This window comes from Histophilus somni 2336 (assembly GCF_000019405.1).
Taxonomy (GTDB): domain Bacteria; phylum Pseudomonadota; class Gammaproteobacteria; order Enterobacterales; family Pasteurellaceae; genus Histophilus; species Histophilus somni.
On sequence record NC_010519.1, the window covers coordinates 432,838 to 450,189 of the forward strand.

The 17,352-nt window shown below is 38.4% G+C and carries 16 protein-coding genes; 5 read left to right on the forward strand and 11 right to left on the reverse strand.

Annotation, left to right across the window (positions count from 1 at the left end; genetic code table 11):
* Positions 1-104: 104 nt before the first annotated feature.
* The 10 genes from slyD to metK form a co-directional block, all read right to left on the reverse strand.
* On the reverse strand, positions 105-686 hold the full coding sequence (gene slyD / locus HSM_RS01930; protein ID WP_011609777.1) for a peptidylprolyl isomerase: 582 nt from the start codon (positions 684-686) through the stop codon (positions 105-107).
* Between the two features lie 56 nt (positions 687-742).
* Positions 743-1,156 carry a ribonuclease E inhibitor RraB gene (gene rraB, locus HSM_RS01935; protein WP_011609776.1) on the reverse strand — a complete coding sequence of 138 codons (414 nt, stop codon included), beginning with the start codon at positions 1,154-1,156 and terminating at the stop codon, positions 743-745.
* 16 nt (positions 1,157-1,172) lie between these two features.
* Positions 1,173-1,658 carry a tRNA (uridine(34)/cytosine(34)/5-carboxymethylaminomethyluridine(34)-2'-O)-methyltransferase TrmL gene (trmL, locus tag HSM_RS01940; protein ID WP_012341233.1) on the reverse strand — a complete coding sequence of 162 codons (486 nt, stop codon included), beginning with the start codon at positions 1,656-1,658 and terminating at the stop codon, positions 1,173-1,175.
* 171 nt (positions 1,659-1,829) lie between these two features.
* Entirely contained in the window at positions 1,830-3,446 is a 1,617-nt protein-coding gene (gene pckA, locus HSM_RS01945) for a phosphoenolpyruvate carboxykinase (ATP) (protein WP_011609774.1), read from the reverse strand.
* Between the two features lie 179 nt (positions 3,447-3,625).
* On the reverse strand, positions 3,626-4,885 hold the full coding sequence (gene glyA / locus HSM_RS01950) for a serine hydroxymethyltransferase (RefSeq protein WP_012341234.1): 1,260 nt from the start codon (positions 4,883-4,885) through the stop codon (positions 3,626-3,628).
* A gap of 142 nt (positions 4,886-5,027) precedes the next feature.
* On the reverse strand, positions 5,028-6,326 hold the full coding sequence (purD, locus tag HSM_RS01955) for a phosphoribosylamine--glycine ligase (protein WP_012341235.1): 1,299 nt from the start codon (positions 6,324-6,326) through the stop codon (positions 5,028-5,030).
* Positions 6,323-7,939, reverse strand: a complete 1,617-nt coding sequence (locus HSM_RS01960) for a phosphoethanolamine transferase (protein WP_012341236.1) — start codon at positions 7,937-7,939, stop codon at positions 6,323-6,325. The genes purD and HSM_RS01960 overlap by 4 nt, the downstream gene beginning before the upstream one ends.
* 15 nt (positions 7,940-7,954) lie before the next feature.
* Entirely contained in the window at positions 7,955-9,553 is a 1,599-nt protein-coding gene (purH, locus tag HSM_RS01965; protein ID WP_012341237.1) for a bifunctional phosphoribosylaminoimidazolecarboxamide formyltransferase/IMP cyclohydrolase, read from the reverse strand.
* Positions 9,554-9,687: 134 nt separating this feature from the next.
* Positions 9,688-10,197 (reverse strand): SprT family zinc-dependent metalloprotease, encoded by a 510-nt coding sequence (locus HSM_RS01970; protein ID WP_012341238.1) that lies wholly within the window; start codon positions 10,195-10,197, stop codon positions 9,688-9,690.
* A 77-nt stretch (positions 10,198-10,274) separates the two neighbouring features.
* Entirely contained in the window at positions 10,275-11,429 is a 1,155-nt protein-coding gene (gene metK, locus HSM_RS01975) for a methionine adenosyltransferase (RefSeq protein WP_011609769.1), read from the reverse strand.
* A 276-nt stretch (positions 11,430-11,705) separates the two neighbouring features.
* On the opposite strand from metK, the gene rppH reads away from it, so the two are divergent.
* From rppH to tadA, 5 genes are read left to right on the forward strand one after another with little or no spacing between them, the layout of a single operon-like run.
* The gene (gene rppH, locus HSM_RS01980) at positions 11,706-12,284 is read left to right on the forward strand and encodes an RNA pyrophosphohydrolase (protein WP_011609768.1); all 579 of its coding nucleotides are present in this window, start codon (positions 11,706-11,708) and stop codon (positions 12,282-12,284) included.
* A 10-nt stretch (positions 12,285-12,294) separates the two neighbouring features.
* Positions 12,295-13,089 carry a sulfite exporter TauE/SafE family protein gene (locus tag HSM_RS01985; protein ID WP_011609767.1) on the forward strand — a complete coding sequence of 265 codons (795 nt, stop codon included), beginning with the start codon at positions 12,295-12,297 and terminating at the stop codon, positions 13,087-13,089.
* Positions 13,090-13,098: 9 nt separating this feature from the next.
* Positions 13,099-13,911: a prolipoprotein diacylglyceryl transferase gene (gene lgt, locus HSM_RS01990; RefSeq protein WP_012341239.1), complete on the forward strand. Its 813-nt coding sequence runs from the start codon at positions 13,099-13,101 to the stop codon at positions 13,909-13,911.
* Between the two features lie 6 nt (positions 13,912-13,917).
* Positions 13,918-14,769, forward strand: coding sequence for a thymidylate synthase (locus HSM_RS01995; protein ID WP_011609765.1), 852 nt, complete (start codon positions 13,918-13,920; stop codon positions 14,767-14,769).
* A 45-nt stretch (positions 14,770-14,814) separates the two neighbouring features.
* Positions 14,815-15,291: a tRNA adenosine(34) deaminase TadA gene (gene tadA, locus HSM_RS02000; RefSeq protein WP_075290471.1), complete on the forward strand. Its 477-nt coding sequence runs from the start codon at positions 14,815-14,817 to the stop codon at positions 15,289-15,291.
* On the opposite strand, the gene uvrB is transcribed toward tadA, so the two are convergent.
* Complete coding sequence (gene uvrB / locus HSM_RS02005) at positions 15,262-17,295, reverse strand: excinuclease ABC subunit UvrB (protein ID WP_012341241.1); 2,034 nt, start codon at positions 17,293-17,295, stop codon at positions 15,262-15,264. The two genes, tadA and uvrB, sit on opposite strands and share 30 nt — an antisense overlap.
* Between the last annotated feature and the right edge of the window lie 57 nt (positions 17,296-17,352).

Genomic DNA, 17,352 nt, shown 5'->3' on the forward strand with positions numbered 1-17,352 from the left:
TATCAAATGGTTAAGTAATAAATTTGGGCGATTTTATCCCAAATTTATTAGTAAGGGAATGATTTCGTGTATTTTATTTGTATTTTACACTTGTTGTTGATTGTTTACGATTTGCAACCATGATTTCCACAACAACCGTGATGTTCATGGTGTTCATGATGATGTCCGCCACATCCGCAATGATGACCCTCTTCATCATTATCATGTGCACAACAACCGCCCTCTGTATGAATATGACCATGTGCCATTTCTTCCAGTGTTGCTTCACGCGTTGCAATGACCTCTACGGAAAAATGCAATTCTTGACCGGCAAGCATATGGTTACCATCAACTACCACCTCATTTTCATTTACTTCAGTGATAACAACAGGTAATGGCCCAAGATCCGTATCTGCGATAAAACGCATACCGACTACCAGCTCATCAACGCCCACAAAAATATCTTTGGGTACACGTTGCACCATGTTTTCATTATATTCTCCGTACCCTTCTTCCGGTTTTACACGCACTTCGAATTTATCACCGACAGATTTACCTTCCAGTGCATTCTCCAGCCCGATCACGAGGTTCTGATGTCCATGTAAATATTCTAAAGGTTGATTTGCCGGTGCTTCATCAACCAATACGCCGTCTTCAGTGCGTACTTGGTAAGCGATACTTACCACAACATTTTTTTCTACTTTCATTTTTATTCCTTTATGCTATAAAAATGCGGTCATTTTAGCCAAAATATTGGCTATTGTCATTCATCTTCATTTGGATATTCGTCAAAAAATTCTCCGTCATTACCATATTCATCTTCTGTTGCATTCGGATCTTCGAAGTAAGTACCCCATCCGTCATAAATGCCACCGAATTTTGTGATTAATGGCAATAAGTCTTTTTGTTGTGCATCAATGATTTCTGCTTTTAAATTAACTTCACTAATGATGTCAAAGCAGAAAATTGATTTACCTTGTTCATCTTCAAATTCTTCCGCTTCAGAAACTTCATAGCCTGCTTTGAAAGCATCAACGGCGATTTTTTCTAACTTATCAAAATCGTCATGTGCGATATGATGTTCAATAATATATAAAGCATCAGGATCACTACCGTCATTGAGTAAATCAGTAATAATTTTTCTAGTTTCTTCTTGGAGATCTACAAGTGCAGTCATATTTTTTCCTTTATGTTTATTTAGGGAGTGGGGATAAATTCATTGCGTTGATATAATTTAATTGTCGCCATGCTTCATAGACGGTAACCGCAACAGCATTGGATAAATTCATGCTACGGCTATTTTCTATCATTGGAATACGAATTTTTTGTGTTGTCGGTAAGTTATCTAAAATTGGCATTGGGATACCTCTAGTTTCCGGACCGAACATAAGATAATCGCCCAACTCAAAATTTACTTGGCTATGTGCAGGTGTACCTTTTGTTGTGAGTGCAAAAAGACGGTTAGGTTGTTCTGTGTTTAGAAATTCATTAAAAGTTTTATGCTTTTTGATTTGTGCAAATTCATGATAATCCAAACCTGAACGACGTAATTTTTTATCGTCCCAAGTAAATCCTAAAGGTTCGATTAAATGTAAACGAAAACCCGTATTGGCACATAGGCGAATAATATTTCCCGTATTTTGGGGAATTTCCGGTTCATACAGTACGATGTCTAACATAACAAAATCCTCGTTTATGCAACATGGGGAATTTTACTCTTTTATCAACTAATCACAAAATTATTCCTACCGATTCCTTCAAAAAATACTTCTAAGCAAACAGAAAGTGCGGTCTAAATGTGCATAAAAAAGGCGGAGAACTCTCCGCCTTTCATGATGGAAAATATATTATTAAGCTTTAGGACCTGCCGCAATAAGTGCTTTTCCTTCTTCATTTGTAGCATATTTTTCAAAGTTTTTCACGAAACGACTTGCAAGGTCTTCCGCTTTTGCTTGCCATTGTGCTTTATCCGCATAAGTATCACGAGGATCTAAGATTGCAGGATCAACACCTGGTAATGCTTTTGGAATGGCTAAATCGAAGATTGGTAATGATCCCATTTCCGCACTTTCAATTGAGCCGTCTAAGATAGCGTCGATAATGCCACGAGTATCTTTAATTGAGATGCGTTTACCTGTACCGTTCCAACCTGTATTGACTAAGTACGCTTCAGCACCAGAATCTTTCATACGTTTTACCAACACTTCTGCATATTGGGTTGGGTGCAAACTTAAGAATGCCGCACCGAAACAGGCGGAGAATGTTGGCGTCGGCTCAGTAATGCCACGCTCTGTACCGGCTAATTTTGCAGTGAAACCGGATAAGAAGTAGTATTTAGTTTGTTCAGGTGTGAGTTTTGAAACCGGAGGTAAGACACCGAACGCATCTGCCGTTAAGAAGATAACTTTTGTTGCATGTCCTGCTTTTGATACCGGTTTAACAATATTGTCAATGTGGTAAATTGGATAAGATACACGAGTATTCTCCGTTTTTGAACCGTCATCAAAGTCAACGGAACCATCCTCACGAACGACAACATTTTCTAACAACGCATCACGTCTGATTGCACGATAAATATCAGGCTCGCTTTCTGCGGAAAGTTTGATTGTTTTTGCATAACAACCACCTTCATAGTTGAAGACACCGTCATCATCCCAGCCATGTTCATCATCACCGATTAATTGACGTTTCGGATCGGTTGAAAGCGTTGTTTTACCTGTACCGGATAGGCCGAAGAAAATCGCCACATCGCCATCTTTGCCTACGTTTGCAGAACAGTGCATTGAGGCGATACCTTTTAATGGTAAGAAGTAGTTCATCATTGAGAACATCCCTTTTTTCATTTCACCGCCGTACCAAGTACCGCCGATTAATTGAACGCCCTCAGTAATGTTAAATGCCACAAAGTTCTCTGAATTTAATCCTTGCTCTTTCCAATTCGGGTTAGTTACTTTAGAACCGTTCATAACCGTAAAGTCCGGTTTGAAATTTTGCAATTCTTCATCAGACGGACGAATAAACATATTTTTTACAAAATGTGCCTGCCATGCGACTTCAGTAACAATACGCACTGCTAAACGTGTATCAGGGTTTGCTCCGCAAAAAGCGTCGATAACAAACAAACGCTTGCCGGAAAGCTGTTTGGTGACCAACCCTTTCAAACTTTGCCAAGTTTCTTGGTTCATCGGCTTATTGTCGTTTTTCGCCGCATCGCTCGTCCACCATACTGTATTTTTTGTTTTTTCATCTAAAACAATGTACTTATCTTTTGGCGAACGACCGGTAAAAATTCCCGTATCTACCGCAACCGCACCTGAAGTGGTAACAACACCTTTCTCGAAGCCCGCTAAACCCGGTTTGGTTTCTTCTTCAAAAAGTTGTTCATAACTCGGATTATGGACAATCTCTTTTACATCATAGATGCCTAATTCACCTAATTCATTTATTACTTTGTTTAAGTCAGTCATAAAACACCTCATAGTTAAAAGTTAATTTTAAAAGTTAATCATTTAGTGGTAGATATTATAGTGAAAATAAGAAATAAAAAATGTTATCTTGATCTCAAAATTGAAAAATAAATGAAATGAATGTTGAGAATTATAAAAAGCGATGGTTGAACCATCGCTTTGAATTAAGATTAATATGATTATGGATAAACAGGAAGACGTTTGCAAATTGCTAATACTTTTTCTTTAGTATCAGCAATGACTTGTTCATGGTTATCTTTATTCATACTGTCTAAAATATCGCACATCCAACCGGCAAGTTCCGCCACATCTTCTTCGTTGAAGCCTCGACGAGTTACAGCAGGTGTTCCCACACGAATACCTGAGGTAACGAACGGTTTTTGCGGATCATTAGGAACCGCATTTTTATTAACAGTAATATTGGCACGACTTAACGCCGCATCAGCCGCTTTACCGGTTAAGCCATGATTGACTAAATCAACTAAGAATAAATGGTTTTCTGTACCGTTAGAGACAACGTTGTAACCACGTTGTTTAAAAACTTTTACCATAGCTTTTGCATTTTTTACTACTTGTGCTTGATAAGTTTTGAACTCAGGTTCCAAAGCTTCTTTAAAACAAACGGCTTTCGCTGCAATAACATGAACTAACGGTCCGCCTTGTCCTGCCGGAAATACCGCACTATTTAATTTTTTGTAAAGTTCTTCATTGCCGTTGGCAAGAATTAACCCTCCACGAGGTCCCGCTAAGGTTTTGTGTGTTGTGGTGGTAACTACATGAGCATGTGGCATTGGGCTTGGATATACACCGGCGGCAATAAGCCCTGCAACATGTGCCATATCAACAAATAAATATGCACCTACTTCATCGGCAATTTCACGCATTTTTGCCCAGTCAACGATTTGAGAATAGGCAGAAAATCCGCCGACGATCATTTTTGGTTTCACTTCATGAGCCTGTTTACGCAACGCATCATAGTCAATCAGTCCTTCGGATGTAATACCGTATTGCTCCGCTTTATAAATTTTACCGGAGAAACTGACCGAGGCACCGTGAGTTAAATGTCCCCCATGAGCAAGGCTCATTCCTAAAATGGTGTCCCCCGGATTTAATAATGCCATATAAACCGCCGCATTTGCTTGTGAGCCGGAGTGCGGTTGAACGTTAGCATAATCTGCACCGAACAACGCTTTAGCCCGATCAATCGCTAATTGTTCAACAATATCTGCATATTCACAACCGCCATAATAACGTTTACCCGGATAGCCTTCTGCATATTTATTGGTGAATTGACAACCTTGTGCTTCCATTACTCGTGGGCTGGCATAGTTTTCTGAGGCAATTAGCTCAATATGCTCTTCTTGACGAAGATTTTCATCTTGAATGGCTTGCCATAAAACCGGATCGTAATCGGCAATATTCATACTTCTTTTTAACATTATGTTTTCCTCTTTGCTCACTTATGAAATGGTAACAGTTTACCTGTTTTAACTTAAAAATTTAATTAAAAATTAATTCCTATTTTTCATCGGTGTAATGAAAAAATTTCATTCATAAATACCGATAAGATTGACCGCACTTTTATTGATTTTCTCTTGCTACGGCACGATAACCAATATCTTGCCGATAAAAACGTCCGCTCCATTGGATTTGTTTCGCCAATTTTAGTGCTTGCTGTTGTGCGGCAAAAACATTTTCACCCATCGCTGTTACACAAAGCACACGCCCTCCATTCGTCAATAATCGCTCTCCTTTTTGCTCAACTCCGGCTAAAAAAACTTTTTGATTTTCACCCGCACTTATTGGCAAGCCTTGAATTTCATCGCCTTTGCGATAGTTATTCGGATAGCCTTCTGCGGCTAAAACAATACCAAGTGCCGCTTGCTCAGACCATTCAGATTTCACTTGATCCAATTTACCCTCGCAGGCATTTAAACAAAGCTCAACCAAATCAGACCGCATACGCATCATAACCGGTTGGGTTTCAGGGTCGCCAAAACGACAGTTAAATTCAATTACTTTAGGCTGTCCGTGTTTATCAATCATTAAACCGGCATATAAGAAACCTGTATAAATATTGCCTTCTTTCGCCATGCCATTCACGGTAGGATAAATGATCTGTTGCATAATTCGCGTATGAATTTCCGGTGTCACTACAGGTGCCGGAGAATACGCTCCCATTCCCCCTGTATTCGGACCAGTATCATTTTCGCCAACACGTTTATGATCTTGTGAAGTCGCCATCGGCTCTACATTTTTACCGTCTACCATAACAATAAAACTGGCTTCTTCACCCTCTAAAAATTCCTCAATCACTACTTTGCTACCAGCTTTGCCAAAAGCATTACCGGAAAGCATATCTTGAATAGCTTTTTCCGCCTCAGCCAACGTCATTGCAACAATCACACCTTTGCCTGTAGCCAAACCGTCTGCTTTAACAACAATCGGTGCATCTTTTTCACGCACATAAGCAATCGCTTTTTCTGCATCAGTAAAACTGCGGTATTCAGCAGTAGGAATATGATGGCGAGCAAGAAAATCTTTCGTAAATGCCTTTGAGCCTTCTAATTGAGCCGCCGCTTGAGTTGGACCAAAGATTTTTAACCCTGATGCTCGAAAAGCATCGACCACACCAAGCACTAAAGGTGCTTCAGGTCCCACGATAGTCAAGCCAATTTGATTTTCTTGTGCAAAGTTGACCAGTGCATCAATATCAGTAGCGGAAATAGCTACATTTTCCACCGCACATTTTCCGTCTGTTTCCATAGCTGTCCCCGCATTGCCGGGTGCAACAAATATTTTGCTTGCTAAAGGTGATTGTGCGACTTTCCACACCAAAGCATGTTCACGTCCACCATTTCCGATAATTAAAATATTCATTGTTTTTCCTTCCTTAACTGTTTTTTAGGAATAAAGAAAGCGGGAGGCGTATTTTCCTTAATATTTAAATACCCTGAATCTCCCGTTAGAATTGAATGATTAATTGTACCATCCCTACAATCAGATATATCCATATCATAACTCATGATGTTAATTAAAAATGTAGCCAGTTGCTGATGAAACATTTTTTTACAAGATGAAAAATGGTTATGAAAAATATCTTGTAAAAACTTATTTTCAGAATAAATAAAAATAGGCACTAAATAATTAGCTTCATTTAATGTTCCTTGATTATATACTTCATTAGAAACAAACTGTCCGTGATCGGAAGTATAAATTAAAACCCAATCTTCAGGTTTTAAAGATGTTTTAAGATAATTAAACACTTTTTCAATTAATTTATCCGTATTATATATAGTACTATCATATTTATCTAAAGGGGTGTTCTCTTTGAAAACTTTTTCTTGCTCAGATAAATAATAAGCATAGGGTGTATGAGATCCTCTTTGGTGTAAAACAACGAAGTGCTTCTTACCCCCCCCCACCTCACTTAAATCTATATTTTCCAGTAATGGAAATAAGTTATGATCATGCATTCCTTCAGAAGATTTATACCCAAGGCTATTAGGAAAACGCAAATCATCGACCCACGTTTTACCCATAAGACTCATAATCATCATTTGATTTTCAGGTTGTGAAGAATAGAAATATGTTTCATATCCCTGCTCTTTAGCTAAGCGGAATAAGTTAGTTCTTCCGCTAACAATTTGTTCTAACCCATTTGGTTTTGGAATGGCATTAAACAATGATGGGAGAGAAATAGCAGTCCTTGAGCCTGCTGAATATGCAGGTTTTAATAATGTTTCAGTAGGAAAATTTTTTGATAAAGATGTTAAGAATGGGGTGGTTTCTCTCTCATACCCCAATGCACTTACATTATTTGCACTTACACTTTCTCCCATAATCCAAATAATATTAGGTATTTGGAATGAGAATTTAGGTTTCGGCTTCGGCTTATCTTTGTAATAAACCGATACGTTGCTCAAATTAAATAAATCATAGGGTAAAGTTCTACCTATAAAATATCCAAAAGAAAAATAATTTGCTTTAATTCTTGAGTAGCCCGGATTGGAAGTAATTCCCAGTTCTTGATCAGAATAAAAACTACGAATAAAAATATAAGCCATACTTAATAGGAATAAAATATCTGCAATTAAATATGTTTTTTTTCTAAATCTTGAAATAGAAGAAAAAATAAGAATATCAAAAACACCCCAAATTATCCCTCCGGATATTTTATCCAACATATGAATACCGGCATTTGTAACTTCCCAATATTCTTTAAACATTAATAAATAATTTGTACCATTAATCCAGCTTTGATAGACCTCATAATGAACATTATTAACTAACGTACTACAAGAAAAAAATAACAAAATAATAAAACGAGTTATCTTATATTTTGAGAAATAAAATAATGAAATTAAAATAAATATTATTAGAAAACTCTCACTAATTTTGTATAAACTATTTATTCCAAAAAAATAGCGATAAAGTATTTCACTAATTAATAAAACAGCAGAATAACTCAACAAAACAATGATATTTTTCATGAAAATCCTTATTTATTAATGTCTAAAATGACGCATTTTAGTGAGTACCATTACCATATTATGCTCATTGGCGGCATCGATAACTTCTTGATCACGCATTGAACCGCCTGGATGGATTACGCATTCAATACCAACTTTTGCGGCTGCATCAATGCCATCACGGAACGGAAAGAAAGCATCCGATGCCATTACACAGCCTTTTACTTCCAAACCTTCATCTTTTGCTTTGATCCCTGCAATTTTCGCTGAATAAACACGGCTCATTTGTCCGGCACCAATCCCTACAGTTTGATTATTTTTAGCGTATACAATAGCGTTGGATTTCACAAATTTTGCCACTTTCCAACAGAATAAAAGATCTTCCAACTCTTGTTTGGTCGGTTGACGTTTACTGACTACTTCAAGATCTGCTAAATCCACCATAGATAAATCAGCCTCTTGTACCAACAAACCGCCATTGACACGTTTAAAATCCAAGCGTTGTATTGCACTTTCCCAATTGCCACACATCAATAAGCGAACATTTTTCTTACTTTTCACAATTTCTTGGGCGGCGGAACTGACGGTCGGTGCAATGATCACTTCAACGAATTGCCGCTCAATAATGGCTTTTGCCGTGTCTTCATCTAACTCACGATTAAATGCAATAATTCCACCGAAAGCTGAGGTTGGATCCGTTTGGTAAGCTCGATTATAGGCTTCGAGAATATCCTTGCCCAGTGCTACACCGCAAGGGTTAGCATGCTTAACAATAACACAAGCCGGCTCGGAAAAAGATTTCACACATTCAAGTGCGGCATCAGTGTCGGCAATATTATTATAAGAAAGTGCTTTACCTTGTAACTGTTTAGCGGTTGAGACACTTGCTTCTTTTACGTCTTGTTCTACATAGAATGCTGCTTTTTGATGACCGTTTTCACCATAACGCATAGATTGTTTACGTATAAAATTAAGATTTAAAGTTCGTGGAAATTGACCGCACTTCGCTTCAGCTTCTTCTTCAGCTCTGAAATAAGGTTTTACCATTTGTCCGAAATAATTGGCGATCATGCTGTCATATTGTGCGGTATGTTCAAACGCTTTAATGGCTAAATCAAATCTTGTCTCTAATGTTAAACTATTTCGATTTTGATCCATTTCAGCAAGAATTGCATTAAAATCGCTATTATTGACTACAATAGCCACATGTTGATGATTTTTTGCGGCAGAACGTACCATTGTCGGACCGCCAATATCAATGTTTTCTACTGCATCTTCAAGTGTGCAATCAGGTTTTGCTACAGTTGCCGCAAAAGGATATAAGTTCACTACAACCATATCAATAGCATCAATTTGATGTTGCATCATAACTTCATCATCTATACCACGGCGACCTAAAATGCCCCCATGAATTTTAGGATGCAAGGTTTTTACACGTCCCTCCATCATTTCAGGAAAACCTGTATAATCAGATACTTCCGTAACAGGAATCCCGTTTTCAGCGAGTAATTTTGCCGTCCCCCCTGTTGATAATAGTTTTACACCTCGTCTAACTAAACCTTGTGCAAATTCAACAATTCCTGATTTATCTGAAACGCTGAGTAATGCTTGACGAATAGGATGATTTAATTGCATTGAATATTTCCTTTATTTTAACCGACAAAAAACGCAGGCATTATAACGCAAACGTTTGCTCTTGTGTAAATAAAAAAGCTTATAATTAAGTACAGAATGAATACATGTAGCGGTAAAATTATTTTTCCACTGCTTTATATACGCACTAAAATACCCTGACATTTTTTGCAAAAATATACCGCACTTTTTTGTTGAATGTTGTGATGACGACGTGCGGACAATTGATGGGTTTGACATTGACATTGATAAGTAAACGTTTTGCCTCTTACATTCGTTACATCAAACTGATGACACGTATCCGCCGGAAGCTGAAAAATCTTGTTCATCACATGTTGCCATTCTGAGCCGTGAGGTTTTACACGCCCGAATTGTTGATACACAATTAAATGTGCCAACTCATGAGGAACTACTTGCTGAATAAATTGTTGCGGATTTTCCAGCAATAAAGTGCGGTTTAATTTTATGCTGTTTTGTTGTAAATAGGCGACCCCTGCTTTCATTCCTCGCACATCATAACTGACTGTCGGCATCTCAAAATTACATTGAAAATATTGTTCAGCCAGTATTAAGCAATCTCTTAAACGTCTTTGGATTTGCATTTTTATATGACGAAACTCAGCTAAATTTTGTTCAGTTTTAGGCATAAAGTGCGGTCAATTTTGGGTAAGATTTATAAACAAAAGGCGAACTGTTGAGTTCGCCTCATATGAGAAATTAATCATTATTTTAAACTTGCGGCAGCACGTAATTCTTCTGCACGATCCACTTTTTCCCAAGGGAATTGTGCTCGTCCAAAATGACCGTAAGCCGCTGTTTGACGATAAATAGGTTGGATTAAATCTAACATTTTGATTAAACCATAAGGGCGTAAATCAAAAAATTCACGAATCAACCCGACCAATAATTCATTGGCAACTTTCCCTGTACCAAAAGTTTCGACCATGATGGAAGTAGGTTCTGCTACACCGATAGCATAAGAAAGTTGAATTTCACAACGATCTGCCAATCCGGCAGCGACAATATTTTTCGCAACATAACGTGCTGCATAGGCCGCCGAACGATCCACTTTTGACGGATCTTTACCTGAAAATGCACCGCCCCCGTGTCTTGCCGCTCCACCGTAAGTATCTACAATAATTTTACGTCCAGTTAAACCGCAATCTCCCATTGGACCGCCAATAACAAAACGACCGGTTGGGTTGATAAAATATTTCGTCTCTTTTGATAACCATTCTGCCGGTAAAATCGGTTTAATAATTTCTTCCATTACCCCTTCGTGAACAGTTTTTTGATCAACATTATCAGAATGCTGAGTGGAAAGGACAACTGCGTCAATTCCGACGATTCTATTATCTTCGTATTTCAACGTAACCTGACTTTTGGCATCGGGACGCAACCAATCTAATATACCTTTTTTACGCACTTGTGCTTGACGTTCCATTAAGCGGTGAGCATAAGTAATAGCGGCAGGCATTAAAACGTCGGTTTCATTCGTTGCATAGCCAAACATAATCCCTTGATCACCGGCACCTTGATCTAATGGACTTTCACGATCCACGCCCTGATTAATATCAGAAGATTGTTTACCAATGGCATTTAATACCGCACATGAATGCCCGTCAAAGCCTATGTCCGAATGTTTATAACCAATATCGCAAATTACTTGACGTGTTAAGTTCTCAATATCAACCCAAGCAGAAGTTGTAATTTCACCGCCGACTAGAGCCATACCTGTTTTTACATAGGTTTCACAAGCTACTCGAGCTTTTGGATCTTGTCTCAAAATCTCATCAAGTACTGCATCGGAAATTTGATCGGCAATTTTGTCCGGATGTCCTTCCGATACAGATTCGGAGGTAAATAAATAAGATGACATAGATTTTCCTTAATGGTAGAAATTTTTATTAATATTTTTTTTAGATGTTTTAACGTCTAGACGGCTATATTACGCTTTTTTAATTAAAAGGCAAGTCTTAATTTAGGTTGTATAAAGGGACAGATTGTGAAACAATCTGCAAATTATTCGGCATTGTGCGGACAACAATATTTTCATTTCAATAATTTAACAATTCTCAAAAAAGAAAATATATTGGTTAGCACCTACTTCATGTCAAGGTTATTAAAAATTAACAATTAATTAAGGTGAAGGAGAGTGATCGATTTCGATGGATATCGCCCTAATGTAGGTATCGTGATCTGCAATGCAGAAAGGCAGGTGCTTTGGGCGAAAAGATATGGGCAAAACTCTTGGCAGTTTCCACAAGGTGGCATAAATGACAATGAAACTGCTGAGCAGGCGATGTATCGTGAATTATATGAAGAAGCCGGTTTAACACCGAAAGATGTCGAGATTTTATATGTTTCAAAACACTGGCTACGCTATAAATTACCAAAACGCTTACTTCGTCATGATAACCGACCAATTTGTATCGGACAAAAACAACGTTGGTTTTTATTGCAATTGGTTTCTGATGAAAAAAGAATCAATATGCAGCACACAAAATCACCGGAATTTGATGGTTGGCGTTGGGTCAGTTTTTGGTATCCGGTGAGGCAAGTTGTCACATTTAAAAAAGATGTTTACCGTAAGGTAATGAAAGAGTTTGCATTGTTTTTATTTGATACAAACTTAAAATCTCGATTATCTGTACCGGAAGAAAAAAAAATGTTTTCATCGGTTAAGAAAAAACTTATTCACAAAAAAAATCATAAATATTCTTCAAATCAGTGAGGGGGATAAAATGTTAACCTTTTTTCTCATTTGTCTAGGTGTAGGAACCTTTGCAGGGTTTCTTGCTGGATTATTCGGTATTGGTGGAGGACTCATTATTGTTCCTACGCTTGTGTATTTACTTCCGATGGTTGGTGTGCCGGATAATCTGCTCATGTCAACCGCACTTGGTACGTCTTTCGCTACAATTGTCATCACCAGTTTTTCTTCAGCACAGCGTCATTACAAACTTGGTAATGTAGTTTGGGATGCAGTTAAAATTCTCATTCCAACTCTGATGTTATCAACGTTTGTTTTTACCGGTATTGTCAGTCAATTAGATAAGAGTTTATCCAGTAAACTCTTTGCAGTTTTAGTCGCTTATATGGCAATAAGAATGGTTATTTCCACTAAAATTCAAATCAAAAATACTAAAAAACTCACTCCTTTATCGTCAGTTATTGGTGGCGTTTTAATTGGTATTGTGTCCAGCATTGCAGGCATTGGCGGTGGCGGATTTATCGTACCGTTTTTAAATTCTCGGGGTGTAGATATAAAGAAAGCTATTGGATCTTCCGCAGTTTGCGGCATGCTATTAGGGCTATCGGGGGCACTCAGTTTTATGCGTAGTGGTTGGGGCGTTACTGAAATGCCGGAATATTCGCTTGGTTATGTCTATTTACCTGCTGTTTTAGGCATTACCATCACCTCATTTTTTACGTCAAAAATAGGTGCAACTACGACATCCAAACTGCCTGTACCTACATTAAAACGCTATTTCGCAATAATGCTTTGTGTGATTGCACTTAATATGCTTTTTAAATAAGGAAATTTAATGAATACATTTTTTCAAATGCCCTATATTGATCCTGTCATGTTTAGCTTAGGACCCGTCAGTTTACATTGGTATGGTGTTATGTATTTGCTCGGTTTTGGTTTTGCTTATTGGCTCGGAATGGCTCGGGCGAAAAAATCAAATGGAGTATGGACATCAGAACAACTGGAACAATTATTATACAATGGATTTTTTGGCGTTATTTTAGGCGGAAGAATCGGTGATGTGTTCTTTTACAACGTTGATAAGTTTTTTGCTGATCCACTCTATCTATTTCGTATTTGGGAAGGTGGAATGTCTTTCCACGGTGGATTAATCGGCGTCATTCTCGCAATGATTTGGACATCTCGTCGCCAACGTCGCTGTTTTTGGCAGACCGCAGATTTTGTTGCTCCTTTAATTCCTTTCGGTTTAGGCATGGGAAGAATTGGTAACTTTATTAACAGCGAATTATGGGGAAGAGTAACAGATGTACCTTGGGCAATCATTCCTTACGCTTCAACCGCACCTCGACATCCATCTCAACTCTATGAAGCCTTTTTAGAAGGTTTCATTTTATTAATCATCTTAAATTTCTATATTCGCAAACCACGCCCAACCGGTTCCGTAGCAGGATTGTTTTTAATCGGCTATGGTATCTTCCGTTTCCTAGTGGAATATGTACGAGAAATTGATCACAACGTAAATACCATTGATGACCTCCTCACTCGAGGGCAATTACTCTGTTTACCAATGATATTCGGTGGACTTGCCGTGATGATTTGGTCTTATTCTCGTTCAAAGGCAAATAAAAGTGCGGTTAAAAAAGGGTAAATTTTTATGCGTCAATATTTAAATTTATGTCAACGTATTATTGATCAAGGTCATTGGGTCGAAAACGAACGCACGGGAAAACGTTGCTTAACGGTTATTAACGCCGATCTCACCTATGATGTTGCAAACAACCAATTTCCTTTAATTACGACTAGAAAAAGTTACTGGAAAGCGGCTATCGCTGAATTTTTAGGCTATATTCGAGGCTATGACAATGCTGCTGATTTTCGTAAATTAGGCACTAAAACATGGGACGCAAATGCCAATGAAAATCAAGCATGGCTCAATAATCCGGTACGTAAAGGTACAGACGATATGGGAAGAGTATATGGCGTACAAGGTCGTCGTTGGCGGAAACCGAACGGAGAAACTGTCGATCAGCTACGTAAAATCGTCAATAACCTGAGCAAAGGAATTGATGATCGAGGAGAGATTTTAACCTTTTTCAATCCCGGTGAAATTGATCTGGGTTGCTTACGCCCTTGCATGCACACTCATACATTTTCTTTACTGGGCGATACACTTTATTTAACCAGTTATCAACGTTCATGTGATGTTCCGCTGGGACTCAATTTCAATCAAATTCAAGTGTTTACATTTTTAGCATTAATGGCACAAATTACCGGCAAAAAAGCGGGACAAGCCTATCATAAAATTATCAATGCACATATTTACGAAGATCAGTTTGAATTAATGCGTGATGTACAGCTTAAAAGAGAGCCGTTTCCGCTTCCTCGATTAGAAATTAATCCTGATATTAAAACCTTGGAAGATTTAGAAACTTGGGTAACAATGGACGACTTCAAAGTGATTGGCTATCAATGCCATGAGGCGATTAAATACCCCTTCTCAGTTTAAAAAATAGGAAAAACCTCAACAGTGCGGTCTGATTTTGATGAAAAAATGATGCGTTATGCCTTATCTCTAGCGGATAAGGCGGAGGCATTGGGAGAAATTCCTGTCGGGGCGGTTTTAGTGGATAAACAAGGCGATATTCTTGCAGAAGGATGGAACCTATCCATTATTCACAACGATCCTACCGCACATGCAGAGATTATTGCATTACGCCAAGCCGGACAAAAATTACAAAATTATCGTTTACTTGACACAACCCTCTATGTCACGCTGGAGCCTTGTACGATGTGTGCCGGTGCCATTTTACACAGCCGAATCGGGCGTTTAGTGTTCGGTGCTTATGACTATAAAACAGGTGCGGTCGGCTCACGCTTTCATTTTTTTAATGATTACAAAATGAACCATATGCTGGAAATTACAGGGGGCGTGTTGCAAGAAGAATGTAGCCAAAAAATAAGTACATTTTTTCAAAAACGTAGAAAACAAAAAAAGCATTTAAAGCCCAACTTTAAACCTTTCCTTTAATTCTTGTAACTGATCTCTAATTGCAGCCGCTTTTTCAAATTCTAAATCTTGGGCAAATTTATACATCTGTTGCTCAAGTTTTTTCACTTGTTGTTGATAGTCCTTAGGCGAATTTATCTTTTGATAAAGTGCGGACGATTCCGCCACAGTTTTAGCACGAGCCTTTGTTTTACTTTTCGTTATAGCACCTTGCCCAATATCCAGTAATTCGCCCACTTTTTTATTTAAAGCCTGTGGCACAACGCCTTTTTCCGCATTGTATTTCATTTGTTTTTCTCGCCGACGATGAGTTTCATCAATCGCTTTTTGCATAGATTTCGTTATGCTGTCTGCGTATAAAATCGCTTTTCCGTTTAAATTTCGTGCCGCACGACCGATAGTCTGAATAAGAGAACGTTCAGAACGAAGAAACCCCTCTTTATCGGCATCTAAAATCGCAACTAAGGAAACTTCCGGAATATCCAAACCCTCTCGCAGTAAGTTAATCCCAACTAATACATCAAATTCACCTAAACGCAAATCACGAATGATTTCAACACGTTCAACGGTATCAATATCTGAATGTAAATAGCGAACCCGAATACCATGTTCTTCCAAATAATCCGTGAGATCTTCCGCCATACGTTTGGTTAACGTGGTGACCAAAACTCGCTCATTTTGCTCCGCTCTTTTCCTTGCTTCCGATAACAAATCATCAACTTGAATCGCTACAGGACGTATCTCCACTTCCGGATCGAGTAAACCGGTAGGTCTCACAACCTGATCAATAATTTCATCGCCCGATTTTTCCAATTCATAAGGCCCCGGTGTTGCCGAAACGTAGATAGTCTGCGGTGCTAAACGCTCAAATTCTTCAAAACGTAATGGGCGATTATCCAACGCCGAAGGCAAACGAAAACCGTATTCCACAAGCGTTTCTTTGCGTGAACGGTCGCCACGATACATACCGCCTATTTGCGGAACAGTGACATGGCTTTCATCAATAATTAACAAACCGTCACTTGGAATATAATCAAATAACGTTGGTGGCGGCTCCCCCTCATCTCGCCCTGATAAATAACGTGAGTAATTTTCAATCCCCGAACAATATCCCAACTCATTCATCATCTCAATATCAAATTGAGTTCGCTGAGTTAATCGTTGTTCCTCTACAAGGCGATTATTTGCCAACAAATATTCACGACGTGCCTGAAGTTCCAACTTAATTTTTTCAATCGCCTCTAAAATACGTTCTCGAGGTGTAACATAATGCGTTTTAGGATAAATAGTATAGCGAGGTATCGCACCAAAATTCGCTCCAGTCAGTGGATCAAATAAACTCAAACGCTCAATTTCATCATCAAATAACTCAATACGTACTGCCCGATCATCAGATTCAGCCGGAAAAATATCAATAATTTCTCCCCGCACTCTAAATGTCCCTCGTTGAAAAACCTGATCATTGCGGGTGTATTGTAATTCTGCCAATTTCGCCAAAATTTGGCGTTGATCAACAATCGCACCATGTTGCAAATGCAACATCATTTTCAAATAGCTATCCGGATCGCCTAAACCGTAAATCGCAGAAACAGAAGCGACTACAATCGTATCTCGTCGCTCAAGAAAAGATTTAGTCGCAGACAAACGCATTTGCTCAATTTGATCATTAATCGAAGCATCTTTTTCAATAAACGTATCACTACTCGGCACATAAGCTTCCGGCTGATAATAATCATAATAAGACACAAAATATTCCACCGCATTTTCCGGAAAAAAAGCCTTCATTTCCGCATAAAGTTGAGCAGCCAAAGTTTTATTAGGAGCCAACACCATAGCAGGACGATTCAATTTCGCAATGACATTGGCAATCGTAAAGGTTTTACCTGATCCGGTAACGCCAAGCAATGTTTGATGTGCTAACCCATCATTCAGATTCTCCGCTAATTTTGCAATAGCTTGTGGCTGATCACCGGCGGGTTGAAAGTCGGAATGTAAAATAAAAGGCTTACTGTTAATTTTGCTCATAGCAACAAAAATACTAAAAAAGGGCGGTGCATTCTAGCATAAAAAAACGTTTCTTTA